Origin of the sequence: Actinomycetospora callitridis (genome assembly GCF_028737265.1) — a bacterium.
Lineage (GTDB): Bacteria > Actinomycetota > Actinomycetes > Mycobacteriales > Pseudonocardiaceae > Actinomycetospora > Actinomycetospora callitridis.
On record NZ_JAQZAK010000004.1, the window covers coordinates 412,227 to 436,129 of the forward strand.

Below are 23,903 nucleotides of genomic sequence, written 5' to 3' on the forward strand. Positions count from 1 at the left end.
GGCCCGACCGCACCCCACCGAGCGGCCTGTGGACGGCCGGGGCGGGTGTGGACGGCCGCGGTCCGCGCCGGGACCGGCGTGGGACCGTTCAGCGGATCAGCTCTCCGCCACCAGGTCGTCCCGCACCCGCTCGGCCGTGGACACCACGAGCATGAGCAGCGTCCCGAGCGGGCCCGTCGCGAGGCCCTCCGCGGGGAACGCGTAGCGCAGGGTCACGTCCCACCCGCGGTCGGTCGCGACGGCGCCGAGGGTCCCGAACAGGCCCTGACCCGCGCGTTCGGCGACCCGGCGCGGGGTGTCGGCGTCCTCGAGGTCCCAGGCGACGACGCACGTCAGGCTCAGGACGGCGAGGCCCTCGACGAGCTCGACCCCCTGCACCGCGCACGGCACGGCGCCGGACCGGAACGACAGGGCGCCGTCGTCGTCGACGTGCACCTCGACGAACTGCTCCAGCGACTCCCGCGCGGTGATCAGCAGGCCGGCGGTGGTCGCCGCCTCACGGCTCATGACGTCCCGTTCGTGTCGGTGCGGTCGAGCGCGCCGCCGTAGCGGCGGTCGCGGCCGGCGTAGATCTCGCACGCCTCCCACAGGTGGCGGCGGTCGAAGTCGGGGAAGAGCGTGTCGAGGAAGACCATCTCGGCGTACGCCGACTGCCAGAGCAGGAAGTTCGACGTGCGCTGCTCGCCCGAGCTGCGCAGGAACAGGTCGACGTCGGGCATGTCCGGCTCGTCGAGGTGTCGGGCGAGGGCCTTCTCGTCGATCTTCTCGGGGTCGATCTCGCCGCGGGCGGCCCGCCGGGCGAGCTCCTTCGCGGCGCCGACGATCTCCTGGCGCCCGCCGTAGTTGACGCACATCGTCAGGGTGACGACGTCGTTGTCGCGGGTCAGCTCCTCGGCGATCTCGAGTTCCTTGACGACGCTGCGCCACAGCCGCGGCCGCTGGCCCGACCAGCGCACCCGCACCCCCATGGCGTGCATCTCGTCGCGCCGCCGTCGGATCACGTCGCGGTTGAACCCCAGCAGGAAGCGCACCTCGTCCGGGCTGCGTCGCCAGTTCTCGGTGCTGAAGGCGTACGCAGAGATCCACTTGACGCCGATGTCGATGCACCCGCGCACGACGTCGAGCAGCTGCGCCTCGCCGTGCCGGTGGCCCTCGATCCGCGGCAGGCCCCGCTGGTTGGCCCACCGGCCGTTGCCGTCCATGACGAGCGCGACGTGGTTCGGCACCAGCTCGGCCGGGATGTCGGGCGGGGTGGCGCCGCTGGGGTGCGGCGTCGGCGCCATCACCGTCGGATCGTCGCGTCCGCGCAGCGCGCGGCCGGTCGAGCGTCCGCGCTCGGGGCGCAGGCGGGGGCTCACAGGGTCACTCCCGGTCCGTCGCGGAGGGCCGGCTCGTCGTCGTCGTGCGCACCCTCCACCGTCGCCGGGATGCCCCCGGCCAGGTCGACGCGGGGGATGCCGCCGCGGCGGTCGACGAGCGGGAGGGAGCGCAGGGTCCGCTCGAGGTGCCACTGCAGGTGGGCGGCGACGAGGCCCGCGGAGTCGCGGCGGGCGGCGGGATCGGTGCCCTCCGCGGTGCCCCAGTCGCCGTCGCGCAGCGCCTCGAGCAGCCGCCACGTCTCCTCGGACGGGACGACGGCGCCGGACGGGCGGCAGCCCTCGCACACCGCGCCGCCCGCGGGCACCGAGAAGCGCCGGTGGTACCGCTCGCCCTCCATCCCGCAGCGGGCGCACTCGGTGATCGCGGGCGCCCAGCCGGCGATGACCATCGCGCGCAGGAGGAAAGCGTCGAGCACGAGGTAGGGGTCGCGGACGCCGCCGGCCAGCCCCCGCAGACCCCCGACGAGCAGCAGGAACAGCTCGCGGGCGGGCTCGCCCTCCTCGGACGCGAGCCGGTCGGCGGTCTCGAGCAGCGCGCACCCCGCCGTGTAGCGCGGGTAGTCGCCGGTGAGCCCGCCGCCGAAGGCGTCGAGGGTCTGCACCTGGGTGACGATGTCGAGGCTGCGGCCGGTGTGCAGCTGGAGGTCCACGTGACCGAACGGCTCGAGCCGGGCGCCGAACCGCGAGCTGGTGCGCCGCACGCCCTTCGCGACCGCGCGGACCTTGCCGTGACGCTGGGTCAGCAGCGTGACGATCCGGTCGGCCTCGCCGAGCTTCTGCAGCCGCAGCACCACGCCGGTGTCGCGATAGAAGCCCACGCGGTCATCGTCGCACGGGGTGGTTCGCGATCACGTCCTGTAGGAGGCTCCGGGGATGAGCGGAACGATCGCGCGGCAGGTCGTCGAGGCCCTGGCCGATCCCTCCTCGACGCCGCCGGAGGGCCTGTTCGCCCCCGGCGCGGTCACCTGGCACTCGTTCGACGAGGTCGAGGCCCCGACGGTGCCGGACACCTTCGCGTCGCTGGTGGCGATCCGGACGGTGGTCCCGGACTTCACGATGACCGAGCTGCGCGCCGGCGACGGCTACGCGCAGTACGTCGTGACCGGGACGCTGCCCGACGGGTCGACGCTGCGGGCCCCGGCGGCGCTGGTCGTCCACGTCGAGGAGGGCATGGTCACGCGGATCGAGGAGTACGTCGACACCGGCCAGCTGGCGCCGCTGTTCGCGCTCCTGGGCTGATCGGGACGCGAGCGACGAAGCGGCTTTCCTGGCACCCAGTGCAAGCGAGGACGCAGGGCTTGCACTGACAAGTGCTCAGAAGCCCAGGCGGCGGAGCTGGCGGGGGTCGCGCTGCCAGTCCTTCGCGACCTTGACGAACAGGTCGAGGTGGACCTTCTCGCCGAGCATCGCCTCGATCTGGCGGCGGGCCTCGGTGCCGACGTGCTTGAGCCGCGAGCCGCCCTTGCCGATCACGATCGACTTCTGGCTGTCCCGCTCCACGAAGATCTCGGCGCGGATCGTGAGGACCTTGCCGGGCGTCATCTCCTCGACCACGACGGCCAGGGAGTGCGGGAGCTCGTCGCGCACGCCCTCGAGCGCGGCCTCGCGGACGAACTCGGCGATCATCGTCGTCTCGGGCTCGTCGGAGAGGTCGCCGTCGGGGTAGAGCGGCGGGCCGGGCGGCATCTGCGCGAGCAGCAGGTCGGTGAGCAGGTCGATCCGCACGTTCCCGGTGGCCGAGACGGGGACGATCTCGGCGAACTCCGCCAGCTCCTGCAGGGCGAGCAGGCGCTCGGCGATCACCTCGGGCTTCACGAGGTCGGTCTTGGTGAGCACGCCCAGCACCGGGGTGCGGCCCGCGATCTCGCGCAGCTCGCCGGCGATGAACCGGTCGCCGGGCCCGATCGTCTGGTCGGCCGGGACGCAGAAGCCGATGGCGTCGACCTCGGCCCAGGTCGTGCGCACCACGTCGTTGAGGCGCTCGCCCAGCAGCGTGCGCGGGCGGTGCAGGCCGGGGGTGTCGACCAGGATCAGCTGGCCGTCCTCACGGTGCACGATCCCGCGGATCGCGTGCCGCGTGGTCTGCGGACGCGAGGACGTGATCGCGACCTTCGACCCCACCAGCGCGTTCGTCAGCGTCGACTTGCCGACGTTCGGGCGGCCGACGAAGCAGGCGAACCCGGACCGGAAGCCCTCAGGCGTCTCAGGCTGCGTCAACGGACTTCCCCTCGAGCCGCGCCACGATCTCGCGCCCGATGGGCAGGGCCGCGGTGGCCGCCGGGGAGGGGGCGTTGAGCACGTGCAGCACCGCCGGTCCCTCGCCCGTGCCGGAGTCCGTGTCCCCGTCCTGCACGAACAGGAAGTCGTCGACCAGCGACCCGTCGGGCCGGACGGCCTGCGCGCGCACCCCGGCGCGGCGGGCGACGTCGTGCGGGGGCCGCAGGTCGTCGGCGGTGACGCCGGGCAGCATCCGGGCGACCGCGGCGGCCATCGCGCGCTTCGACAGCGAGCGGTGCATCTCCCCCAGCCCGTAGCGCCACTGCTTGCCGGCGAGCTTGACGAACCCGGGGTCGACCAGCGTCCCGGCGAGCTCGCGCACCCGCAGCGTCCGCCAGTCGTAGCCCTCGCGGGCCAGGGCGAGCACCGCGTTCGGGCCCACGTGGACCGACCCGTCGACCCCGCGGGTGGCGTGCACGCCGAGGAACGGGAAGGCCGGGTCGGGCACGGGGTAGACGAGCCCGCGGACCTGGTCGGCCAGCGGTCCGACGAGGTCGGAGTACTCGCCGCGGAACGGCACGATGCGCACGCCGGGGTCGAAGCCCGAGGCCCGCGCGATCTCGTCGGAGCGCAGGCCCGCGCACACCACGACCTGGCCGGCGAGCAGGTCGCCGCGGTCGGTGTGGACGACGGCGTCGCGGCGTCGCCGGGTCACCGACGTCACCGCACGCCCCGTGTGCACGGTGGCGCCGCGGTCGACGGCGAGGCGCGCGAGCGTGCGGGTGATCGCGCCGTAGTCGCAGATCCCGGTGGACGGCACCCAGAGCCCGGCGAGCGCGGCGACGGCGGGCTCGCGCTCGCGGACCCCGGCCTCGTCGAGCTCGGTGACCTCGACGCCGTTCGCACGCCCGCGGCGGACGAGCTCGGCCATCCGCGGCAGCTCCGCCTCCTCGGTGGCGACGACGACCTTGCCGCACTCCGACCAGGGCAGATCGTGCTCGGCGCAGAACGCCTTCGTCTCCGCGCAGCCCGCGACCGCGAGGCGCGCCTTGAGCGACCCGGGCGCGTAGTACAGCCCGGAGTGGATCACGTTGGAGTTCCGGCCGGTCTGGTGCGTGCCCGGGGTGTCCTCGCGCTCGACCAGCGCGACCGACGTGTGCCCGGCCGCGAGCAGCTCGTGCAGCACCGCGAACCCGACGATCCCGCCGCCGACGACGACGACGTCGTGGCGCGGGCTGCCCGTCACCGGGAGGGTCGCCGGCCCGGTCACGCCGAGCCCTGCACGCGGTGGACCGCCGACGCGTCCGGGCCCGCGACCAGCACCGTCGCCCCGGCCGTGACGTCGGCGACGGCCGCGAGGCCCGGGTCGTCGAAGCCGCTGGCGAGGTCCTGCACGCCGACCACCGCGGCGGCCTCGAGCCCCGGGGCCCCGGCGGCGACGGCGGCGGCGACCGCGGCCTGCAGCGCCGTGAGCGACAGCGAGGGCAGCGCGACGGTGCAGGCGGCGTAGGTCCGGCCGTCGAGGTCGCGCACCGCCGCGCCGTGGGCCGCACCGGTGCGCGCCCGGGCGGAGCGCGCCAGCGTGACGATCTTGGCGTCCTCGGGATCGAGCGCGTCGGGGGCGACGGGCTCGGCGAGGGTCGCAGCGGCGTCAGCCACGGTCGTCCTTTCCGTCGCGGGCGCCGGTCTGGGCCAGGTCGCCCGGGGTGGGGTCGCCAGAGGTGGGGGTCACGGTGTCGGGGCGCTCCCCGTCGTCCCTGTCGTCCCCATCGTCGCCGTCGCGGTGGGCGCCATTCGTGGGGGCCCCGTCGGCGGAACGGGCCGGGGCGTCGTCGGTGGGCACCGGGTCCTCGTCCGGCGCGGGACGCCAGACCAGCAGGCTGCGGATCCGCATCCGGCCGCGGGCGTCCTCGCCGCCCTCGGCGCGCAGGCGCAGGCCGGCGATCTCGGCCTCGGCGCCGGGCAGCGGCACGCGGCCCAGGCGCTGGGCGAGCAGGCCGCCGACGGTGTCGACGTCCTCGACGTCGAACTCGACGTCGCAGGCCTCCTCGAGGTCCTCGACGGGCAGGCGCGCGGCGACCCGCCACGTGGACTCGTCGAGGTGCTCGAGCGGGCGGTGCTCGGCGGAGTCGTACTCGTCGGTGATCTCCCCGACGATCTCCTCGATCAGGTCCTCGATGGTCACCAGGCCCGCGGTACCGCCGTACTCGTCGACGACGAGCGCCATGTGGTTGCGGTCGCGCTGCATGTCGCGCAGCAGGGCGTCGGCGCGCTTGGAGTCGGGCACGAAGTTGGCGGGGCGCATGACCTCGCCGACCGAGCCGGCCCCCGCACCGGCGCCGCGGGGGGTGTCCCCGTGGTCGACGGTGCGTCGCACGAGGTCCTTGAGGTAGACCACGCCGACGGTGTCGTCGACGTTCTCCCCGATGACGGGGATGCGGGAGTACCCGCTGCGCAGCGCCAGGGCCAGCGCCTGCCGCACGCTCTTCTCGCGCTCGATCCACACCATCTCGGTGCGGGGCACCATCACCTCGCGCACGCGGGTGTCGCCGAGGTCGAACACCGACTGGATCATCGCCCGCTCGTCGTCGTCGACGAGCCCGCCGGCCTCGGCCATGTCGACCATCTCGCGGAGCTCGACCTCGGAGGAGAACGGCCCCTCGCGGAAGCCGCGCCCTGGCGTGATCGCGTTGCCGACGAGGATCAGCAGGGTGGCCAGCGGACCGAGCAGGCGGGCGAGCATCCGCACGGGCCCGGCGACGGCGAGCGCGAGCCCGTAGGGGTGCTGGCGACCCAGGGTGCGCGGCCCGACGCCGATCAGCACGTAGGACACGAGCACCACGATCAGCGCCGCGACCAGCAGCGCGAGCCCGTCGGGCCCGATCAGCTGCAGCGAGACGAACGCCCCGAGCACCGCGGCGGTCGCCTCGCAGGCCACCCGCAGCAGCAGGAGCAGGTTGAGGTGGCGCGGACGGTCGGCGACGATCGCGGCGAGCGCCTTCGAGCCCGTGGCCCCCTCGCGGACCAGGGCGTCGACGCGGGCGCGGGACACCGTCGATAGGGCCGCGTCGGCCGCCGCGAACACCCCGGCCAGGGGCACCAGCAGGATCGCCGCGACGAGCTGGCCGACCAACGACCCCGTCACCGCGTCGCGCCGCCGGCGGCGTCGTCCCCGAGGCCCACGGTGCCCAGCAGACGGTCGTCCGCGGCCCGCTCGCGGGCGGAGCGCGCCGCGGCCGCGCGCTGGGTGCGCCAGTCGGCGAGCAGCTCGGCCTGCAGGCCGAACATCGTGCGCTCCTCGTCGGGCTCGGCGTGGTCGTAGCCGAGCAGGTGGAGCACGCCGTGGACCGTGAGCAGGTGCAGCTCGTCGTCGAGGCCGTGGCCCGCGGTGGCGGCCTGGTCGGCGGCGAACGCCGGGCAGAGCACGATGTCGCCGAGCAGCGCCGGGCCCGACGACGGCGCGTCCGGACGGCGTGCCGAGTCGTACTCGTCCATGGGGAACGACATGACGTCGGTGGGCCCGGGCTCGTCGAGCCAGCGCTCGTGCAGCTCGGCCATCGGCTCGAGCTCGATCAGCATGATCGAGAGCTCGGCGAGCGGGCTCACGCCCATGCGGTCGAGGGCGTAGCGGGCGACCTCGACTATCGGGCCCTCGGCCACCGCCATGCCGGACTCGTTCGCGATCTCGATGCTCATGTCGGTCCCGTCGGGCTCGGGTGCGGTCATCGTCCCCGGCGCTCGCGGTTGCGCGGGCCCACCGGCGGCCCGGTGCGCGGGGCGCTCGAGACGGCCTGGGGGCGCCGCTGCTCCTGGGCCGCGTCGTAGCGGCCGTAGGCGTCGATGATGTCGGCGACGAGGCGGTGGCGCACGACGTCCTGGCTGGTCAGCTCGGCGAACTCGACGTCGTCGACGCCGTCGAGGATCTCGCGGACGATGCGCAGGCCGGAGGTCGAGCCGCCCGGGAGGTCGACCTGGGTGACGTCGCCGGTGACGACCATCTTCGAGTTGAAGCCCAGCCGCGTCAGGAACATCTTCATCTGCTCGGGCGTGGTGTTCTGCGCCTCGTCGAGGATGATGAACGCGTCGTTGAGCGACCGGCCGCGCATGTAGGCCAGGGGCGCGATCTCGATCGTCCCGGCCGCCATCAGCTTGGGCACCGACTCCGCGTCGAGCATGTCGTGCAGCGCGTCGTAGAGCGGGCGCAGGTACGGGTCGATCTTCTCCGAGAGCGTCCCGGGCAGGAAGCCGAGCCGCTCGCCGGCCTCGACGGCCGGGCGGGTCAGGATGATCCGGTTGACCTGCTTGGCCTGCAGCGCCTGCACGGCCTTGGCCATCGCCAGGTAGGTCTTGCCGGTGCCGGCGGGGCCGATGCCGAAGACGATGGTGTTGACGTCGATCGCGTCGACGTAGCGCTTCTGGTTCAGCGTCTTGGGCCGGACGGTGCGCCCGCGGCGGGACACGATGTCGAGGCTGAGCACCTCGGCCGGCGACGTGCCGGTGTCGCCGCCGTCGTCGCTGTCGTCCTGCAGCATGCGCACCGAGCGGCGCACGGCGTCGGGGTCGATCTGCTGGCCGCGGCTGGCCAGGACGACCAGCTCGGCGAACACCCGCTCGGCGAAGGCCACGTCGGCCGGCTCACCGCTGAGGGTGAGCTCGTTGCCGCGGACGTGGACGTCGGCGGCCAGCAGGCTCTCGGCCTCGCGCAGGTTCTCGTCGCGCTTGCCCAGCAGCGCCAGCAGCGCCGCCTCGGGCACCACGATCCGGGAGGTTCCGTCACCGGTCACGTGCTGAACAGTCCTGCTTCCTCGCCGTCGTCGGTACTCCATCATCGTACCGCCCGGGCCCCGGGCCCCGGACCGCCGCTCACAGCAGGCTCTCGACCTCCGCGCGCACGGCGGTCCACGCCGGCTGCGCGGGGTCGATCACGGCGAAGTGGTCGGCGCCGGGCACCACCCGCAGACGGGCGTCGCCCCGGGCCGCCACCGCGGCGTCGACGTACCGCTGCGACTGGTCCAGCGGCACGATCGTGTCCGCGTCGCCGTGCACACAGACGACCGGGCCGGCGGCCGGCACGAGGGCCGCGGGCGAGGCGAGCGCGTAGCGGTCGGCGACGGTCGCGGGCGTGCCCCCGAGCAGGTCGACCACCGCGCCGCCGCCGAGGCCCTCGGCGGCGCCGGCGACGAGGTCGAGCACCCCGGCCTGGGCGACGGTGCCGACCGGGCGGACGCGGGGAGCGGCGGCCACCGAGCCGTCACGCAACCGGTCGCGGCTCGCGGCCCAGGTGGCCAGGTGCCCGCCCGCGGAGTGCCCGAGGAACACCACGCGGTCGAGGTCCAGGCGGCCCGCCGCGGCCTTCTGCACCGCCTCGGGCAGCAGGTCGATCGCGGCGGCGACGTCGGTGAACGTCGTCGGCCAGCCCCCGCCCGCCCCGACCCCGCCGGATCCGACCCTGCGGTACTCGATGTTCCAGGCCGCCACCCCGCGGTTGGTGAGGTCGACAGCGAGCGGGGTGCCGAGCTCGAGGCCGTACGACGACCGCCAGTAGCCGCCGTGGACCACGACGACGACGGGCAGGGACTTGCCGTCGCCGGGCGGGAGGTGCAGCACCCCGTACTGGGCGGGGTCGGCGCCGTAGCTCAGCCGGCCCGGCGTCGGGGTGCCGGGCTGGGTGGCGGGGATCTGCACGCCGCCGCCCGGCGTCGGGACGGTCGAGCACGCGGCCAGGCCGAGCGCCGCGCCGAGGCCCCCGAGTCCGACCGCACCGAGAAGGGTCCGTCGCGGCATGCTCACCCCCACCGCGCCGTCCGGGCACCCAGGGCACCGAGCGCGACCGCGGCCGCGGTGGAGGTGCGCAGCACGTCCGGGCCCATCCGCACCTCGCGGGCCCCGGCGCCGGCGAGGACCGCGCGCTCGTCGTCGGTGACCCCGCCCTCGGGGCCGACGACGAGCACCAGCTCGCCGTCGTCCGGGAGCGCGACGCCGGTCAGTGTCTCGGCGGCCGTGGCCTCGAGGACGAGCATCGCCGCGCCGCGGTCGGCCAGCTCGCGGGTGGTCACGGGGGCGGCCACGTCGGGCACCCGCGCCCGCCGGGCCTGCTTGGCGGCCTCGCGGGCGGTGGTGCGCCAGCGCGCGAGGGCCTTCTCCCCGCGGGGGCCGTCGTCCCAGCGGGCGACGCTGCGCTCGGCGCGCCAGGGCAGCACCGCATCGACCCCGGCCTCGGTGGCCGTCTCGACCGCGAGCTCCCCGCGGTCGCCCTTGACCAGCGCCTGGGCGAGGACGACGCGCAGCGCCGGCTCCTCGTCGTGGCGCCGCTCGAGCACCGTCGTCGTCACGCACCCCTTGGCGACGTCGACCACCTCGGCGCGCGCCCGCGTGCCGGCGCCGTCGCCGAGCAGCACGACCTCGCCGGCACGCACCCGGCGGACGTCCGCGGCGTGCCGGCCCTCCGGCCCGTCGAGGACGACCTCGCCCCTGGCCGGCACGTCGTCGACCCAGAACAGCGCCGGGCGGGTCCAGGCGGCCGCCGTGCCAGCGCTGCGTCCACGCTTGCACTCAACGCCAGGAAAGCCGCTTCCTCGATCCGGGTCCGAGCTCTGGCTCACCGAGCGCGGCCACCCGACCGCCGCCGGCCGAAGAGACCGTTGCGGTGCGCGGCGAGGTCGGGGCGCTCCTCCCCGCGGAGCTCGGCGAGCTCGCGGAGCAGCTCGGTCTGGCGCGCGTCGAGCCGGTCGGGGACCTGGACGTCCAGGTGCACGAGCAGGTCGCCCCGCCCGTCGGTGCGCCCGGTGGACCGCAGCCGCGGCATCCCCTTGCCGCGCAGGGTGATCGTCGTGTTCGCCTGCGTGCCGGGCTCGATCGAGAGCTCCTCGTCGCCCTCGAGGGTGCGCTGCGGGAGCGTGGTGCCGAGCGCCGCCGCGGTCATCGGCAGGCTGACGTGGCAGTGCAGGTCGACGCCGTCGCGGGTGAAGTACTCGTGGCGCTCCTCCGAGACCTCGATGTAGAGGTCGCCCGCCGGCCCGCCGCCGGGGCCGACCTCGCCCTGGCTGGCCATCCGGATGCGCATGCCGTCACCCACGCCGGCCGGCACCTGCACGGTGACCGTCCGCCGCGAGCGCACGCGCCCGTCGCCGCCGCACTGGTTGCAGGGGCTCGGGATGATCTCGCCGGTGCCGCGGCAGACCGGGCAGGCCCGCGCCGTGACGACCTGGCCGATGAACGAGCGCTGCACGTTCTGGATCTCGCCGCGGCCGTCGCAGGTGTCGCAGGTCTCGGTGTGCGTGCCCGGCTCGGCGCCGCCGCCGTGGCACTTCTCGCAGAGCACGGCGGTGTCGACGGTGAGGTCGCGGGCGACGCCCGTCGCGCACTCCTCGAGCGTGAGGTCGATGCGGATCAGCGCGTCCTCGCCGGGTTGGACGCGGCTGCGCGGGCCGCGGCCGCCGGTGGCGCCGGCCGCGCCGAAGAACGCGTCCATGATGTCGCCCAGCCCGCCGAAGCCGGCCGAGGAGAAGCCACCGCCACCGCCACCGCCACCACGGGCGGTCTCGAGCGGGTCCCCGCCGAGGTCGACGATCCGCCGCTTCTGCGGGTCGGTGAGGACCTCGTAGGCGCTCTTGACGTCGTGGAACTTCGCCTGCGTCTCGTCGTCCGGATTGACGTCGGGGTGCAGTTCCCGGACGAGCTTGCGGTAGGCCCGCTTGATCTCGCCGTCGTCAGCGTCCCGGGACACGCCCAGGATTCCGTAGTAGTCCTTCGCCACGCTGGTCCTCGTCCGTCCTGTCGTTGCGTGCTGTCGCCGCCCTGCGAGGCGAGCGTTCAGCGTCCCCCGACGATCTCACCGACGTAGCGGGCCACCGCACGCACCGCCGCGATCGCACTGGGGTAGTCCATCCGCGTCGGCCCGACGACGCCCATGCCGCCGAGGGCAGTAGTCCCCGCTCCGTAACCGATCGACACCGTGGCGGCGCTCCACAGGTCCTCGGACTCGTTCTCCTCGCCGATGCGCACGGTCACGGTGCCCGGGTCGCTCGCCGAGGTGAGCAGACGGAGTACCACCACCTGCTCCTCGAGTGCCTCCAGCATCCCCCGCAGCGCGCCGGCGTCGGTGCCCGCCCGGGTGAGGTTCGCCGTGCCGCCGAGCACCAGGCGCTCCTCGGGCCGCTCGAGCAGGGCCTCGACCAGCACCGCGGCCACGCTGAGCAGCGGGGAGCGCAGGCCGTCGGGGGCGTCCTCGGGCAGCTCGGACATCCTCGTCGAGGCCGTGGCCAGGGGCTGGCCGACCAGCGAGTGGTTGAGCAGGGCACGCAGCCGCGCGACGTCCTCCTCGTCGAGCACGTCACCGAGGTCGACGACGCGCTGGTCGACCCGTCCGGCGTCGGTGATGAGCACCAGCATCAGGCGGGCCGGGGTCAGCCGGACGACCTCGAGGTGGCGCACGGTCGAGCGGGACAGCGTCGGGTACTGGACGACGGCCACCTGGCGTGTGAGCTGCGCGAGCAGCCGCACGCTGCGCTTGAGCACGTCGTCGAGGTCGACCGCGCCCTCGAGGAACTGCGTGATCGCCCGGCGCTCGGCCCCGGAGAGGGGCTTGACCTGGTGCAGGCGGTCGACGAAGAGCCGGTAGCCCTTGTCGGTGGGGATGCGCCCGGCACTGGTGTGGGGCTGGGCGATGTAGCCCTCCTCCTCCAGCGCCGCCATGTCGTTGCGCACCGTCGCGCTCGAGACGCCCAGGTTGTGACGGTCGACGAGGGCCTTCGACCCGACCGGCTCGTTGGTGGCCACGAAGTCGGCGACGATCGCGCGCAGGACGGCGACGCGGCGCTCCTCGGCGTTCACCGCGTCCACCTCCCGAGCCTCCGTGACGTCCCGGCTGACGTCCCGACCTTCCATGGTAGGCGAGGTGCGGCGGGCGGGTGGGGGCGTCAGGGCAGCGCCGGTTCCGTCGCCGGCACCGCTGCCAGGATGCCCTCCACGCTGCGCGCGACGACGCGGGCGAGGTCGGTGCGGGCGCGGTCGGCCCGGGGGTCCTCGCCGGCCCGGCGCCAGCGGGTGAGGGCGTCGAGGGCGAGGCCGCGGACGTCGGCCTCCGGGAGGTCGGGCGGGGCGCCGAGGCGGGCGGGGGCGAACGGCCCGTCGCCGCCGAGCAGCCGGCGGGCGTCCTCGACCTCGCCGACCTCGCCACGAGCCACGCCGACGCCCTGGCCGCCGCCGCGCTCACCAGCCACCAGGCGGTCGCCCCCGCCCGCGCCGCCGGGGTGTGGCTCCGCGTGCTCGCCGGGGACGTCGACCCCGACGAGGTCACCGCCGCGGCGACGGGGCTGCGGGCCGCGGGCCTCGGCTGGGACGGGTCGCGCCTGGCCGGGGAGGCGGCGCTGCGCACCACCGACCGGCGCGCGATCTCGGCCCTCCTGGCCTGCGCGCGCGACCTGAACCCCGCCACCGAGCCCGTCGCCGACGACGCCGGGCCGGACCACCCGACGCCCCGGGTCGCCCTGACCGAGCGCGAGCGGGAGGTCGCCGCCCTGGTCGTCGAGGGCCTGACCTACCGGGAGATCGGCGCCCGGCTGTTCCTGTCGGCCAAGACCGTCGAGCACCACGTCGCCCGCCTGCGCCACCGGCTCGGGTCCGCGACGCGCAGCGAGCTCTTCGGCGACCTGCGCGCCGCACTCGGGCGCTGAGACGCCACGTCGGTGGCGAGACCCGCGCTCAGCGCGGGTTCCGGCACCGAGGTCGTCCCGTCATGGGTGGACGCCGCCGCGGACCGCACCTCCGACCCGCCGAGCGGGACCGCAGGATGCTTCGATTTCCGAAGCTTCTGGATCGGACGAGTCGAGCTCGGGGTTGTGGGGCGACCCGACCCGGAGCGCGACCCTCAGGCCCCCGCCAGCGAGATGGCGACCCCGTCGGCGAGCAGCCGGCCCCGGCGGGTGAGCACCGCGCGCCCCCCGGCCCAGGCGTCGGGGGCGAGCAGACCCTCCCGGGCGGCCTGTTCGCCGGCAGCCCGGCCCGGCCCGTCGAGTGCCTCGGCCGCGAGGCCGTCGACCGTGCGGAGCTCGAGCAGCACCTGCTCGAGGTGGGCCTCCTCCGGCGTGACGCGCTCGCGGGCCTCCGCGGGCGAGCGCCCCTCGGCGAGCGCGGCCGAGTAGCGGGCGGGGTGGCGCACGTTCCACCAGCGGGTCCCGCCGACGTGGGAGTGCGCGCCCGGTCCGGCCCCCCACCAGTCGCCGCCGCCCCAGTAGATCTGGTTGTGGCGGCAGCGGGCGTCGGCCGAACGCGCCCAGTTCGACACCTCGTACCAGCCGAACCCGGCGGCACCGAGCGTGTCGTCGACGATCTCGTAGCGGTCGGCGAGCACGTCGTCGTCGGGCATCGGCAGCTCGCCGCGCGCCACCCGGCGGGCCAGTGCGGTGCCCTCCTCGACGATCAGGGAGTACGCCGACACGTGGTCGGCACCGGAGGCGAGCACGGCGTCCAGCGAGCGCCGCAGGTCGGCGTCGGTCTCGGTCGGCGTGCCGTAGATGAGGTCGAGGTTGACGTGCCCGATCCCCGCCTCGAGGGCCTCCCCCACGACCCGCGCCGCGGCGCCGGGGGTGTGCCGGCGGTCGAGCACGGCCAGGACGTGGTCGACGTCGGACTGCATGCCCAGGGACAGGCGGGTGTAGCCGGCGTCGGTGATCGCGGCGAGGAGCTCGGGGGTCGTCGACTCGGGGTTGGCCTCGGCGGTCACCTCGGCGCCGGGCCGCAGGCCGAACGAGCTCCGGACGGCGTCCAGCACCGCGACCAGGCCCTCCGCGCCGAGCAGCGACGGCGTGCCGCCGCCGAGGAAGACGGTGTCGGCGGCCGGGGGCGTCCCGAGCACCCGCGCGGCGAGGTCGAGCTCACGGCGCAGGCCCTCGAGCCAGGAGGCGGGCGAGGCGGGGTCGTCGGACGACGTCAGGCCCAGGTCGGACGCCGTGTACGTGTTGAAGTCGCAGTAGCCGCACCGGGTCGCGCAGAACGGGACGTGCACGTAGATCCCGAAGGGTCGCGTGCCGAGCCCCGTGAGCGACGAGGCCGGCAGGGCGCCGTCGGGAGGCGCCGGCTCGCCGGACGGGGGGACGGAAGGCACGGATCCAGTGTGCCCCCCGCTCGTGGCGGGACCGTCCGGCGCAATCAGTGGTCCCGTCGCGCGCTTGCCGTGGTCCACCCCCGACGATCACGCCACTAGCGTCCGACGGCATGCCGAGAGGGCTCCGCATGTCTCTGACCTCGTGGGGGTGCAGCGCACCGTCGGCGGGTCCGCCCCCGCCGTCGGCCACGGTCAGACGCCGCCGGCGAGGACTGCCACCTGCTCGTCGCGGACCCCGGCGCGCGCCGTCGACGTGCGTGCGCTCCGACCACTGAGCGAGTGCGTGGCGATACGGACACTCAATGTCTGCGACGGCACGCCGCTGACACTCCCGACCCCGCCGCCGGCCGCCGTCCCCGGCGCGCAACAGGACTGTGGGCGAAGGTCACGTGGAGAAAGACCCCCTCCTCGTGGCAGTCTGGGAGCCGTGCGCGCGACCGGACTGCTCCTCGTGAGCCGACGTCACGTCGACCTCGTGCGCCTCGCGAGCTCCCTCTGCCGGGCTCACTGAGCGCGAAGCACCGCCACCACATCCCAGCGGGTCCCGCGCGCCACCGCATCGAGGGCCACCTCGTGATGCCTGCGCGCGCCCGTGCACCACCCCGGAGGAACCCCGACCCATGGCTGACGCCCCCTCGTCCGAGAACGCCACGACCTCGGAGGAGTCGTACGCGGAGACCACCCCGCTGCGTCATCCCGGGGCCACCGAGGACGCCCCGCCGAAGCCCAAGCCGGCCCGGGCGCGCAAGGGCAAGGCCGAGGGCCAGTGGGCGCTGGGCTACCGCGAGCCGCTGAACAAGAACGAGCAGTCCAAGAAGGACGACCACCCGCTGAACGTGCGGGCGCGCATCGAGAACATCTACGCCCACCGCGGCTTCGACTCGATCGACCCGGCGGACCTGCGCGGACGGTTCCGCTGGATGGGGCTCTACACCCAGCGCGCCGAGGGCTTCCCGGGCACCGACACCGGGCACGTCGACGAGGAGGAGCTCGACGCGCCGCACTTCATGCTGCGGGTGCGCGTCGACGGCGGCGGTCTGACCACCGAGCAGCTGCGCGTCATCGGCGAGATCTCCCAGACCTTCGCCCGCGACACGGCCGACGTCACCGACCGCGAGAACGTCCAGCTGCACTGGATCCGCGTCGAGGACATGCCGGAGATCTGGCGCCGGCTCGAGGCCGTGGACCTCTACACCACCGAGGCGTGCGGCGACTGCCCCCGCGTCGTCCTCGGCTCCCCCGTGGCCGGGATCAGCGCCGACGAGATCATCGACGGCACCCCGGCCGTCGAGGAGATCGTCGAGCGCTTCATCGGTGACCGCTCGCTGGCCAACCTGCCGCGCAAGTTCAAGACCGCGATCTCCGGCCAGCAGGACGTCGCCCACGAGGTCAACGACGTCTCGTTCGTCGGGGTCGTCCACCCCGAGCACGGCCCGGGTTTCGACGTGCACGTCGGCGGCGGGCTCTCGACCAACCCGAAGCTCGCCGTGCGTCTCGGCGCCTGGGTGCCGCTCGACGAGGTCGCCGACGTCTGGCACGCCGTGGTGCAGGTCTTCCGCGACTACGGCTACCGCCGCCTGCGCACCCGTGCGCGCATCAAGTTCCTCATCGCCGACTGGGGCCCCGAGAAGTTCCGCCAGGTCATGGAGGACGAGTACCTGGGCCGCAAGATGCTCGACGGCCCAGCGCCGGAGGCCATCGCCGGCACCATCGACCACATCGGCATCCACGACCAGACCGACGGCAACCACTACGTCGGCGTGGCCCCGCCGGCCGGGCGCACCAGCGGGTCGACGCTCGTCGGCGTCGCGAAGGCCGCCGAGGAGGCGGGGTCGGGCCGCGTCCGGCTCACGCCGTACCAGAAGATCCTCGTGCTGGACGTGCCCACCGACAAGCTCGACGGGCTCACCGCCGCGCTCGACCACCTCGGCCTCCCGGCCCGCCCGACGCCGTGGCGCCGCGCGACCATGGCCTGCACCGGCCTGGAGTTCTGCAAGCTCGCGTTCGTCGACACCAAGAACCGCGCGGGCGAGCTCGTCGAGGAGCTCGACCGGCGTCTCGCCGACGTCCAGGACGATCTCGAGCACCCGGTGTCGATCCACCTCAACGGCTGCCCGAACTCCTGCGCGCGGGTCCAGGTCGCCGACATCGGGCTCAAGGGCCAGATCGTCAACGACGCCGACGGCCACCCGGCCGCCGGGTTCCAGGTGCACCTCGGCGGCGGGCTCGGCCTCGACGCCGGCTTCGGCCGCAAGCTGCGCGGCCACAAGGTGCTCTCCGCCGACCTCGGCGACTACGTCGAGCGCGTCGTGCGCGCCTACGCCGAGCAGCACGAGGCCGGCGAGCGCTTCGCCCAGTGGGTCGTCCGGGCGGAAGAAGGACAGCTGACATGAGGTTGGCCCTCCAGTACTGCCCCTACTGCGGCGAGCAGGACCTGCGTCCCCGGGAAGAGACCCCTGAGACCCCGGCGGGCGCCTGGGAGTGCGCCGACTGCCGCAGCACCTTCGTCGTCACCCCGGTACCGGCTCCGGCGAGAGGATCCGCATGACCACCACGACAGGCACGCGGGACGATCTGCGCGCGGAGGCGCTCGCCGCCGGCGAGCGCTTTGCGGCCCGCGAGGGCACCGCCGCATCAGATCCGGGGAGCCACGAGGACCTGACCCGCGAGATCCTCGCCTGGGCCGCCGAGACGTTCGGCGAGGACCTGATCGTCGCCTCGAACATGCAGGACGCCGTACTCGTCGAGCTGGGTGCCGCCGCCCGTCCCGGCGTCGACGTCCTGTTCCTCGAGACCGGCTACCACTTCGCCGAGACCCTCGGCACCCGCGACGCGGTGGCCCAGACCTACGGGGTCACCATCGTCCAGGCCGAGCCCGAGCTGACGGTCGCCGAGCAGGACGCGACGTACGGCAAGGATCTCTTCAACGTCGACCCCGGCGCGTGCTGCAACATGCGCAAGGTCGAGCCGCTGCGCACGACCCTGGCGCGGTACGACGCCTGGGTCACGGGCGTCCGCCGCGTCGAGGCGCCGACCCGCGCGGCGACGCCCCTGGTCACCTGGGACGAGCGGCACGACCTCGTCAAGATCAACCCGATCGCCCACTGGACCGATGAGCAGATGGACGCCTACATCCGCGAGCACGCGGTGCTCGTGAACCCGTTGGTCGAGGCGGGCTACCCCTCGATCGGCTGCGCGCCCTGCACCGCCAAGCCGGCCCCGGGCGCCGACCCGCGCAGCGGGCGCTGGGCGGGCTTCTCCAAGACCGAGTGCGGGCTGCACGGATGACCGCCGCCGCGGTGGAGACGCTCCACACCGACCAGCTCGACGCCCTCGAGTCCGAGGCGATCCACATCATGCGCGAGGTCGCGGGCGAGTTCGACCGCCCGGTGATCCTCTTCTCCGGCGGCAAGGACTCGATGCTGCTCGTGCACCTCGCGCGCAAGGCGTTCTGGCCCGCGCCGATCCCGTTCCCGGTGCTGCACGTCGACACCGGGCACAACTTCGACGAGGTCATCGCGTTCCGGGACGCCGTCGTCGAGCGCTACGGCCTCGAGCTCGAGGTGGCGCGCGTCCAGGACTACATCGACGACGGGCGCCTCGAGGAGCGCGCCGACGGCACGCGCAACCCGCTGCAGACCACGCCGCTGCTCGACGCCATCGCCGAGCACCGCCACGACGCGGTGTTCGGCGGCGGGCGTCGCGACGAGGAGCGGGCGCGCGCCAAGGAGCGCGTGTTCAGCCTCCGCAACGCCTTCGGCCAGTGGGAGCCGTCGCGCCAGCGGCCCGAGCTGTGGAACCTCTACAACGGGCGCCACAAGCCCGCCGAGCACGTGCGTGTGTTCCCGCTGTCGAACTTCACCGAGCTCGACGTCTGGCGCTACATCCGGCGCGAGGGCATCGAGCTCCCGTCGATCTACTACGCGCACACGCGCGAGGTGTTCTCCCGCGACGGGATGTGGCTGACCTCCGGGCCCTGGTTCGGGCCGCGCGACGACGAGGAGGTCGTCGCGAAGACCGTGCGCTACCGCACGGTCGGCGACGGCTCCTGCACCGGCGCCGTGGAGTCGGACGCGTCGACGCTCGACGAGGTGCTGGACGAGGTCCGCGAGAGCCGGTTGACCGAGCGCGGCGCCACGCGGGCCGACGACCGTCTCTCGGAGGCCGCCATGGAGGACCGCAAGCGAGAGGGCTATTTCTGATGCCGGACCTGCTCAAGCTCGCCACCGCGGGCAGCGTCGACGACGGCAAGTCGACGCTGGTCGGACGTCTGCTCTACGACACCAAGTCGGTGCTCGCCGACCAGATGGAGGCCGTCGAGCGCGCCACGCAGGGCGGTGGAGACCCCGACCTGTCGCTGCTGGTCGACGGGCTGCGCTCGGAGCGCGAGCAGGGCATCACGATCGACGTCGCCTACCGGTACTTCGCCACGCCGCGGCGCTCGTTCGTCCTCGCCGACACCCCCGGGCACGTCCAGTACACCCGCAACACGGTCACCGGAGCGTCCACCGCGGCGCTGGCCGTGCTGCTGGTGGACGCCCGCGCCGGCATCATCGAGCAGACCCGCCGCCACGTCGCGGTGATGGGCCTGCTGCGCGTGCCGCGCCTGGTGCTCGCGGTCAACAAGATGGACCTGGTCGACCACGACGAGAACACCTACTGGCGCATCGCCAAGGAGTTCTTCGGGCTCACCGAGGCCCTCGGCTACGCCGAGGAGGACGTCGTGGCGATCCCGCTGTCGGCGAAGAAGGGCGACAACGTCGTCCTGCGCTCGGACAACACGCCCTGGTACGAGGGCCCGACGCTGCTCGAGCACCTCGAGTCGGTGCCGGTCGCCGGCGCCGACCACTCCGCGCCGCTGCGCTTCCCGGTGCAGTACGTCGTGCGCCCCCGCACCGAGTCCCACCCCGACTACCGCGGCTACGCGGGCCTCATCGCCGCGGGCACGGTGCGCGCCGGCGACGAGGTGATGGTCCTGCCCGACGGGCAGCGGACCCGGGTCGAGGGCATCGACACCTTCGACGGCGAGCTCGACGCCGCCCACGACGGGCAGAGCGTCGTCCTGCGCCTCGCCGACGACCTCGGGATCGCCCGCGGCGCCGTCATCGCCGCCCCGGGCGCGCCGGAGCCGGTCACGGAGTTCGACGCGACGCTCGCGTGGCTGCACGAGAAGCCGCTCAAGCCCGGCGCGCGCCTGCTGCTCAAGCACGGGACGCGCACGGTGCAGGCGCTCGTGGGCGCGGTGACCCACCGGCTCGACACCGAGACCCTCACGCTCGACGAGGACCCCGGCGAGCTGGCGATCAACGACATGGGCCAGGTGTCGCTGACGGTGTCCGAGCCCCTGCCGCTCGACGACTACGACGTCGTCGCCGCCACCGGCTCGTTCCTGCTCGTCGACCCGCAGGCCGGCGACACCCTCGGCGCGGGCCTCGTCGGCCGCCCGCTCGTGGCGGCCGCCCTCGACTAGGTGCGGCGCCGCCGCAGGTGCCCGCGGTCACTGGCTGGTACCGCTCGCTCGCTGAGCGAGCGATACCAGCCAGTGATCGGCGACTCAGCTCACCTCGTTGAGCTTCCCGGTCGCGACGTCGAGGACGAAGCCGCGCACCGAGCCCTTGTTCTTGACGAACGGGCTGTCGGTGATGCGCTTGATCGAGTCGCGGACGTCGCCCTCGACGTCGGGGAAGGCGTTGGCCGTCCACGTCGGCCGCTCGCCGGCCTCCTGCTCGAGGATCCCGGCGAACTGCTCGTCGGTGAAGGTCACCATGCCGCAGTCGGTGTGGTGGATCAGCACGATCTCCTCGGTGCCGAGGAGGTGCTGGCTGATCGCGAGCGAGCGGATCGTGTCGTCGGTGACGACGCCGCCGGCGTTGCGGATGACGTGCGAGTCGCCCTCGGACAGGCCCAGCGCGCCGTAGGGGTTCACTCGGGCGTCCATGCAGGCCACGACGGCGGTCTTGCGCGCAGGCGGCAGGGGCAGCTCGCCGGGGAAGTTCTGGACGTAAGTCTCGTTGTTCTTCAGGTACTCGTCGGTGACGGACACCGGGTCCTCCGCAGGCTGGATCGATTCTGACGACACACGGGCAGCGCTGTGCGGCCGCGGAGCGGCTCGATCCCTACGGGGTACGGGCGCTCACGCGGCCCGTCGACACCACTGATCGAACTCCTGCCCGCGCCGGCTCGGCCAGAACGGCTCGAGGGCGCGGGGACTCATGCGCACATCTCACCGCAGGCATCCGTCCGGCCGCAACGAGAGTCGTCCGTCCACGCGCCGGAGATCACGAGCGCGTGGTCCCCGTGCACGGGCCCTGGCCGGTGGATGGAGCGCCCTGATCTCCGCTACCGACGTTCTCGCACCCCGGCGCCGAGGACGTCGTCGATGGCGTCACTCCTGCAGGCCCGCGGGCTGCTCGACCGGTGCGACGCGGGGTAGCCGGGTGCGCCAGCCCCGCGTTCGAGGAGGAGCCCGCATGGGCGTCGAGTTCATCGGTCAGATCAGCACCCAGTTCGCCTCGGAGATCCACCCGGCGTCGGGCCCGGCGATCGACCCGGACTTCGTCCGCCGCTTCGTCGGCGCCCACGAGGACGCCGGGTTCGACAAGGTGCTGGTCGGGCACAGCGCGTCGTCCGCCGACGGGCTGCAGGTCGCGGCCTTCGCCGCGGCGCACTCCGAGCGTCTCGGGTACCTCGTCGCCCACCGGCCCGGCTTCATGGCGCCGACGATGGCCGCGCGCGCCTTCGCGACGCTGGACCGGTTCTCGGGCGGGCGCGTCGCCGTGCACACCGTCTCCGGCGGCAGCGAGGCCGACCAGGCCCGGGACGGCGACCACCTCGACAAGGAGGGGCGCTACCGGCGCACCGACGAGTACCTCGAGGTCATGGAGCGCACCTGGACCGCCGAGGAGCCCTTCGACCACCGGGGCGAGTTCTACGACGTCACCGACGTCCACGCGGTCGCACGGCCGGTGCAGCAGCCGCGCATCCCGATCTACTTCGGCGGCTCGTCGGAGGCGGCCTACCGCGTGGGCGGCAAGCACGCCGACGTCTTCGCACTCTGGGGCGAGCCGCTGGCCGGGACCGCGGAGCAGATCGCCGCGGTGCACGAGGCCGCGCGCGCCGCGGGCCGGTCGACGATGCCCCGGATCAGCGTCTCCTTCCGCCCGATCCTCGGCACCACCGAGGAGCAGGCCTGGGAACGCGCCCACGACGTCCTCGACCGCATCGTCGCCGCCGACGGCGGTGGTGGGTCCTTCACCGGGCGGACGACCCACCGGCAGGGCCACGAGACCACCCGCACCAACGCCGGCTCCCGGCGCCTGCTCGCCGCGGCCGAGCGGGGCGAGCTGCACGACCGCGCGCTGTGGACCCCGACCGCGGCCGCCTCGGGCGCCGCCGGGAACTCGACCGCGCTCGTCGGCACGCCCGAGACGGTCGCGGCGGCCCTGCTGGACTACGTCGACATCGGCGCGACGACGTTCCTGCTGCGGGGGTACGACCCGCTCGACGACGTCGCCGACTACGGACGGCGACTGCTCCCCCTCGTGCGCGAGGAGCTGGCGCGGCGCGAGAGGGTCCCGGCGTGACGACGCCCTCCCCCGCCGTGAGCGCCGCGGCCCGCTCCCCCGACGCCCGCGCGCTCCTGGCCGGGATCGCGGAGGGCGCCGCGGAGCGCGAGCGCCGCGACGAGAGCCCGTTCGCGCAGGTCGCGGCCGTCGCGGAGGCGGGGCTGGGCGCGTTGTCGCTGCCCGTCGAGGAGGGCGGGCAGGGCGCGTCGGTGCGCGAGCTCCTGGCCTTCGTCATCGACCTCGCCGAGGCCGACCCGATCGTCGCCCACGTCCTGCGCACCCACTACAGCCAGGTGCTCGGGTTCCTGCGCAGCCCCGACCCCGACGTGCGGCGCCGCTGGCTCGACCGCATCCGCGCCGGGACGGTGCTGGGCAACGCGATCTCGGAGACCGGCCCGTCCGCGGCGGGCGGGCACGAGTACGACACCCGCCTCGACGAGGTCGACGGGCGCCTCGTGCTCAACGGCGCGAAGTACTACAGCACCGGGACCCTCTACGCGGACTGGATCGCCGTCGCGGCCCGCGTCGAGGGCGACCTCGTGGCGACCGTGATGGTCCCGGCCGACCGCGCGGGTGTCTCGGTGGTCGACGACTGGGACGGCATGGGGCAGAGCCGCACCGGCACGGGGACGACGACGTTCACCGACGTCGTGGTCGACCCCGACGACGTCCTGTCGCGGCGCCCGCGCCTCGAGCCGCGGGCCCCCGGCGACGTGGCGTTCCTGCAGCTCTACCTGCACGCGCTGGTGGCGGGCATCCTGCGCTCGGTGGTCGCCGACGCGACCGGGGTGGTGCGTTCGCGCAGCCGCACGTTCGAGCACGCGCCCGCGTCCCGGGCTGTCGACGACCCGATCCTGCACGAGAAGGTCGGCACCCTGGCCGCCACGGCGTGGATCGCCGAGTCGGCCGTGCTCGCCGCGGCGGACGCCGTCCAGGCCGCGATGGACGCGGCGGCGCGCGGCGAGCCGACCGACGAGCTGCGCACCGCCGCGGCGCTGGCCCACTGCGCCGTGAAGATCCACCTGGACCCCGCGTCGCTCGGAGCCGCCTCGGACCTCTTCGACGTCGGCGGCGCATCGGCGTCGAGCCGTGCGCGCAACCTCGACCGGCACTGGCGCAACCTGCGCACGATCACCCTGCACAACCCCGCGTCGTACAAGGCGGCCGCGATCGGCCGCCACCTCGTCACCGGCGAGGCGCTGCCGGTGAACGGCTACTTCTGACCCAGCTTCGCCACCGTCAGCAGCACGACCGCGTCCTCCACGGCCTCGAGGCGGTGGCGTTCGTCGGGGACGACGAGCAGGTCACCACGCCGTCCGTCCCAGGAGTCCTTGTCCGACACCAGCCGGACGCGGCCGCTCAGGACGACGAGGGTCGCCTCGCCCGGGTTCTCGTGCTCGCCGAGCTGACGACCCTCGGTCAGCGCGATCACGGTCTGCCGCATGACGTTCGAGTGCCCGCCCACGACGGTGTGGGCGGCACGGCCCGCGGTGCTCGCGCGCGCCGCCGTGAGCTGCTGGCGGGCCATGGCGTCGAGGGAGAGCTTCAGCATGGTCGTCCTCGTCCCGGCTGTGGTGGTGGACGACCATGCTCTCTGCTCCGGGCCCCCGTGAGCGAACTTTGGGCCTATCGGCCCAG

At 74.3% G+C, this 23,903-nt stretch carries 27 protein-coding genes; 10 read left to right on the forward strand and 17 right to left on the reverse strand.

The window, feature by feature from the left end; genetic code table 11:
• Positions 1–96: 96 nt before the first annotated feature.
• The 3 genes from PH191_RS16530 to recO all read right to left on the reverse strand — a co-directional run bounded on the left by PH191_RS16530 (position 97) and on the right by recO (position 2,197).
• Positions 97–507, reverse strand: coding sequence for a hypothetical protein (locus PH191_RS16530; RefSeq protein ID WP_274195710.1), 411 nt, complete (start codon positions 505–507; stop codon positions 97–99).
• Positions 504–1,283, reverse strand: coding sequence for an isoprenyl transferase (locus PH191_RS16535; RefSeq protein WP_274195843.1), 780 nt, complete (start codon positions 1,281–1,283; stop codon positions 504–506). The genes PH191_RS16530 and PH191_RS16535 overlap by 4 nt, the downstream gene beginning before the upstream one ends.
• A 71-nt stretch (positions 1,284–1,354) precedes the next feature.
• Positions 1,355–2,197, reverse strand: a complete 843-nt coding sequence (recO, locus tag PH191_RS16540) for a DNA repair protein RecO (RefSeq protein ID WP_274195711.1) — start codon at positions 2,195–2,197, stop codon at positions 1,355–1,357.
• 55 nt (positions 2,198–2,252) lie between these two features.
• Here recO and PH191_RS16545 point away from each other — a divergent pair, with 55 nt between their 5' ends.
• Positions 2,253–2,618 carry a nuclear transport factor 2-like protein gene (locus PH191_RS16545; RefSeq protein ID WP_274195712.1) on the forward strand — a complete coding sequence of 122 codons (366 nt, stop codon included), beginning with the start codon at positions 2,253–2,255 and terminating at the stop codon, positions 2,616–2,618.
• Positions 2,619–2,693: 75 nt separating this feature from the next.
• On the opposite strand, the gene era is transcribed toward PH191_RS16545, so the two are convergent.
• The 11 genes from era to PH191_RS16600 all read right to left on the reverse strand — a co-directional run bounded on the left by era (position 2,694) and on the right by PH191_RS16600 (position 12,817).
• Positions 2,694–3,596, reverse strand: coding sequence for a GTPase Era (gene era, locus PH191_RS16550; RefSeq protein ID WP_274195713.1), 903 nt, complete (start codon positions 3,594–3,596; stop codon positions 2,694–2,696).
• Positions 3,583–4,866, reverse strand: coding sequence for an L-2-hydroxyglutarate oxidase (lhgO, locus tag PH191_RS16555; RefSeq protein ID WP_274195714.1), 1,284 nt, complete (start codon positions 4,864–4,866; stop codon positions 3,583–3,585). The genes era and lhgO overlap by 14 nt, the downstream gene beginning before the upstream one ends.
• Positions 4,863–5,255 carry a cytidine deaminase gene (locus PH191_RS16560; protein WP_274195715.1) on the reverse strand — a complete coding sequence of 131 codons (393 nt, stop codon included), beginning with the start codon at positions 5,253–5,255 and terminating at the stop codon, positions 4,863–4,865. Before PH191_RS16560 ends, lhgO begins: the two co-directional genes overlap by 4 nt.
• Positions 5,248–6,741, reverse strand: a complete 1,494-nt coding sequence (locus PH191_RS16565; RefSeq protein ID WP_274195716.1) for a hemolysin family protein — start codon at positions 6,739–6,741, stop codon at positions 5,248–5,250. The genes PH191_RS16560 and PH191_RS16565 overlap by 8 nt, the downstream gene beginning before the upstream one ends.
• Positions 6,738–7,292: an rRNA maturation RNase YbeY gene (gene ybeY, locus PH191_RS16570; RefSeq protein ID WP_274195844.1), complete on the reverse strand. Its 555-nt coding sequence runs from the start codon at positions 7,290–7,292 to the stop codon at positions 6,738–6,740. The genes PH191_RS16565 and ybeY overlap by 4 nt, the downstream gene beginning before the upstream one ends.
• A gap of 26 nt (positions 7,293–7,318) precedes the next feature.
• On the reverse strand, positions 7,319–8,422 hold the full coding sequence (locus tag PH191_RS16575) for a PhoH family protein (protein WP_274195845.1): 1,104 nt from the start codon (positions 8,420–8,422) through the stop codon (positions 7,319–7,321).
• Positions 8,423–8,459: 37 nt separating this feature from the next.
• Positions 8,460–9,380 (reverse strand): alpha/beta hydrolase, encoded by a 921-nt coding sequence (locus PH191_RS16580; protein WP_274195717.1) that lies wholly within the window; start codon positions 9,378–9,380, stop codon positions 8,460–8,462.
• 2 nt (positions 9,381–9,382) lie between these two features.
• Positions 9,383–10,096: a 16S rRNA (uracil(1498)-N(3))-methyltransferase gene (locus tag PH191_RS16585; RefSeq protein ID WP_274195846.1), complete on the reverse strand. Its 714-nt coding sequence runs from the start codon at positions 10,094–10,096 to the stop codon at positions 9,383–9,385.
• Between the two features lie 98 nt (positions 10,097–10,194).
• Positions 10,195–11,352: a molecular chaperone DnaJ gene (gene dnaJ, locus PH191_RS16590; RefSeq protein WP_274195718.1), complete on the reverse strand. Its 1,158-nt coding sequence runs from the start codon at positions 11,350–11,352 to the stop codon at positions 10,195–10,197.
• 56 nt (positions 11,353–11,408) lie between these two features.
• Complete coding sequence (gene hrcA, locus PH191_RS16595) at positions 11,409–12,482, reverse strand: heat-inducible transcriptional repressor HrcA (RefSeq protein ID WP_274195719.1); 1,074 nt, start codon at positions 12,480–12,482, stop codon at positions 11,409–11,411.
• A 32-nt stretch (positions 12,483–12,514) separates the two neighbouring features.
• Positions 12,515–12,817 (reverse strand): hypothetical protein, encoded by a 303-nt coding sequence (locus PH191_RS16600; protein WP_274195720.1) that lies wholly within the window; start codon positions 12,815–12,817, stop codon positions 12,515–12,517.
• A 42-nt stretch (positions 12,818–12,859) separates the two neighbouring features.
• On the opposite strand from PH191_RS16600, the gene PH191_RS16605 reads away from it, so the two are divergent.
• Positions 12,860–13,270 (forward strand): helix-turn-helix transcriptional regulator, encoded by a 411-nt coding sequence (locus tag PH191_RS16605; protein ID WP_274195721.1) that lies wholly within the window; start codon positions 12,860–12,862, stop codon positions 13,268–13,270.
• Positions 13,271–13,464: 194 nt separating this feature from the next.
• Here the strand turns inward: PH191_RS16605 and hemW are convergent, their stop codons facing one another.
• On the reverse strand, positions 13,465–14,700 hold the full coding sequence (hemW, locus tag PH191_RS16610) for a radical SAM family heme chaperone HemW (protein WP_274195722.1): 1,236 nt from the start codon (positions 14,698–14,700) through the stop codon (positions 13,465–13,467).
• Positions 14,701–15,127: 427 nt separating this feature from the next.
• Between hemW and PH191_RS30110 the strand changes: the two genes are divergently transcribed.
• From PH191_RS30110 to PH191_RS16635, 6 genes are all read left to right on the forward strand, one after another.
• Positions 15,128–15,211 (forward strand): putative leader peptide, encoded by an 84-nt coding sequence (locus PH191_RS30110; protein WP_420791816.1) that lies wholly within the window; start codon positions 15,128–15,130, stop codon positions 15,209–15,211.
• Between the two features lie 109 nt (positions 15,212–15,320).
• Positions 15,321–17,093, forward strand: coding sequence for a nitrite/sulfite reductase (locus PH191_RS16615; protein WP_274195723.1), 1,773 nt, complete (start codon positions 15,321–15,323; stop codon positions 17,091–17,093).
• Positions 17,090–17,248, forward strand: coding sequence for an Insertion element protein (locus PH191_RS16620; RefSeq protein ID WP_274195724.1), 159 nt, complete (start codon positions 17,090–17,092; stop codon positions 17,246–17,248). The genes PH191_RS16615 and PH191_RS16620 overlap by 4 nt, the downstream gene beginning before the upstream one ends.
• A complete protein-coding gene (locus PH191_RS16625; protein ID WP_274195725.1) occupies positions 17,245–17,988 on the forward strand; it encodes a phosphoadenylyl-sulfate reductase in 744 nt (247 codons plus the stop codon). Before PH191_RS16620 ends, PH191_RS16625 begins: the two co-directional genes overlap by 4 nt.
• Positions 17,985–18,902: a sulfate adenylyltransferase subunit CysD gene (gene cysD, locus PH191_RS16630; protein WP_274195726.1), complete on the forward strand. Its 918-nt coding sequence runs from the start codon at positions 17,985–17,987 to the stop codon at positions 18,900–18,902. Before PH191_RS16625 ends, cysD begins: the two co-directional genes overlap by 4 nt.
• On the forward strand, positions 18,902–20,170 hold the full coding sequence (locus PH191_RS16635; protein WP_274195727.1) for a sulfate adenylyltransferase subunit 1: 1,269 nt from the start codon (positions 18,902–18,904) through the stop codon (positions 20,168–20,170). Before cysD ends, PH191_RS16635 begins: the two co-directional genes overlap by 1 nt.
• A gap of 84 nt (positions 20,171–20,254) precedes the next feature.
• On the opposite strand, the gene PH191_RS16640 is transcribed toward PH191_RS16635, so the two are convergent.
• Entirely contained in the window at positions 20,255–20,743 is a 489-nt protein-coding gene (locus tag PH191_RS16640) for a beta-class carbonic anhydrase (RefSeq protein ID WP_274195728.1), read from the reverse strand.
• A gap of 427 nt (positions 20,744–21,170) precedes the next feature.
• Here PH191_RS16640 and PH191_RS16645 point away from each other — a divergent pair, with 427 nt between their 5' ends.
• Positions 21,171–22,283, forward strand: a complete 1,113-nt coding sequence (locus PH191_RS16645) for an LLM class flavin-dependent oxidoreductase (protein WP_274195729.1) — start codon at positions 21,171–21,173, stop codon at positions 22,281–22,283.
• Positions 22,280–23,488 (forward strand): acyl-CoA dehydrogenase family protein, encoded by a 1,209-nt coding sequence (locus PH191_RS16650; RefSeq protein ID WP_274195730.1) that lies wholly within the window; start codon positions 22,280–22,282, stop codon positions 23,486–23,488. The genes PH191_RS16645 and PH191_RS16650 overlap by 4 nt, the downstream gene beginning before the upstream one ends.
• On the opposite strand, the gene PH191_RS16655 is transcribed toward PH191_RS16650, so the two are convergent.
• Positions 23,479–23,817, reverse strand: a complete 339-nt coding sequence (locus PH191_RS16655; protein WP_274195731.1) for a cupin domain-containing protein — start codon at positions 23,815–23,817, stop codon at positions 23,479–23,481. The two genes, PH191_RS16650 and PH191_RS16655, sit on opposite strands and share 10 nt — an antisense overlap.
• Positions 23,818–23,903: the final 86 nt, after the last annotated feature.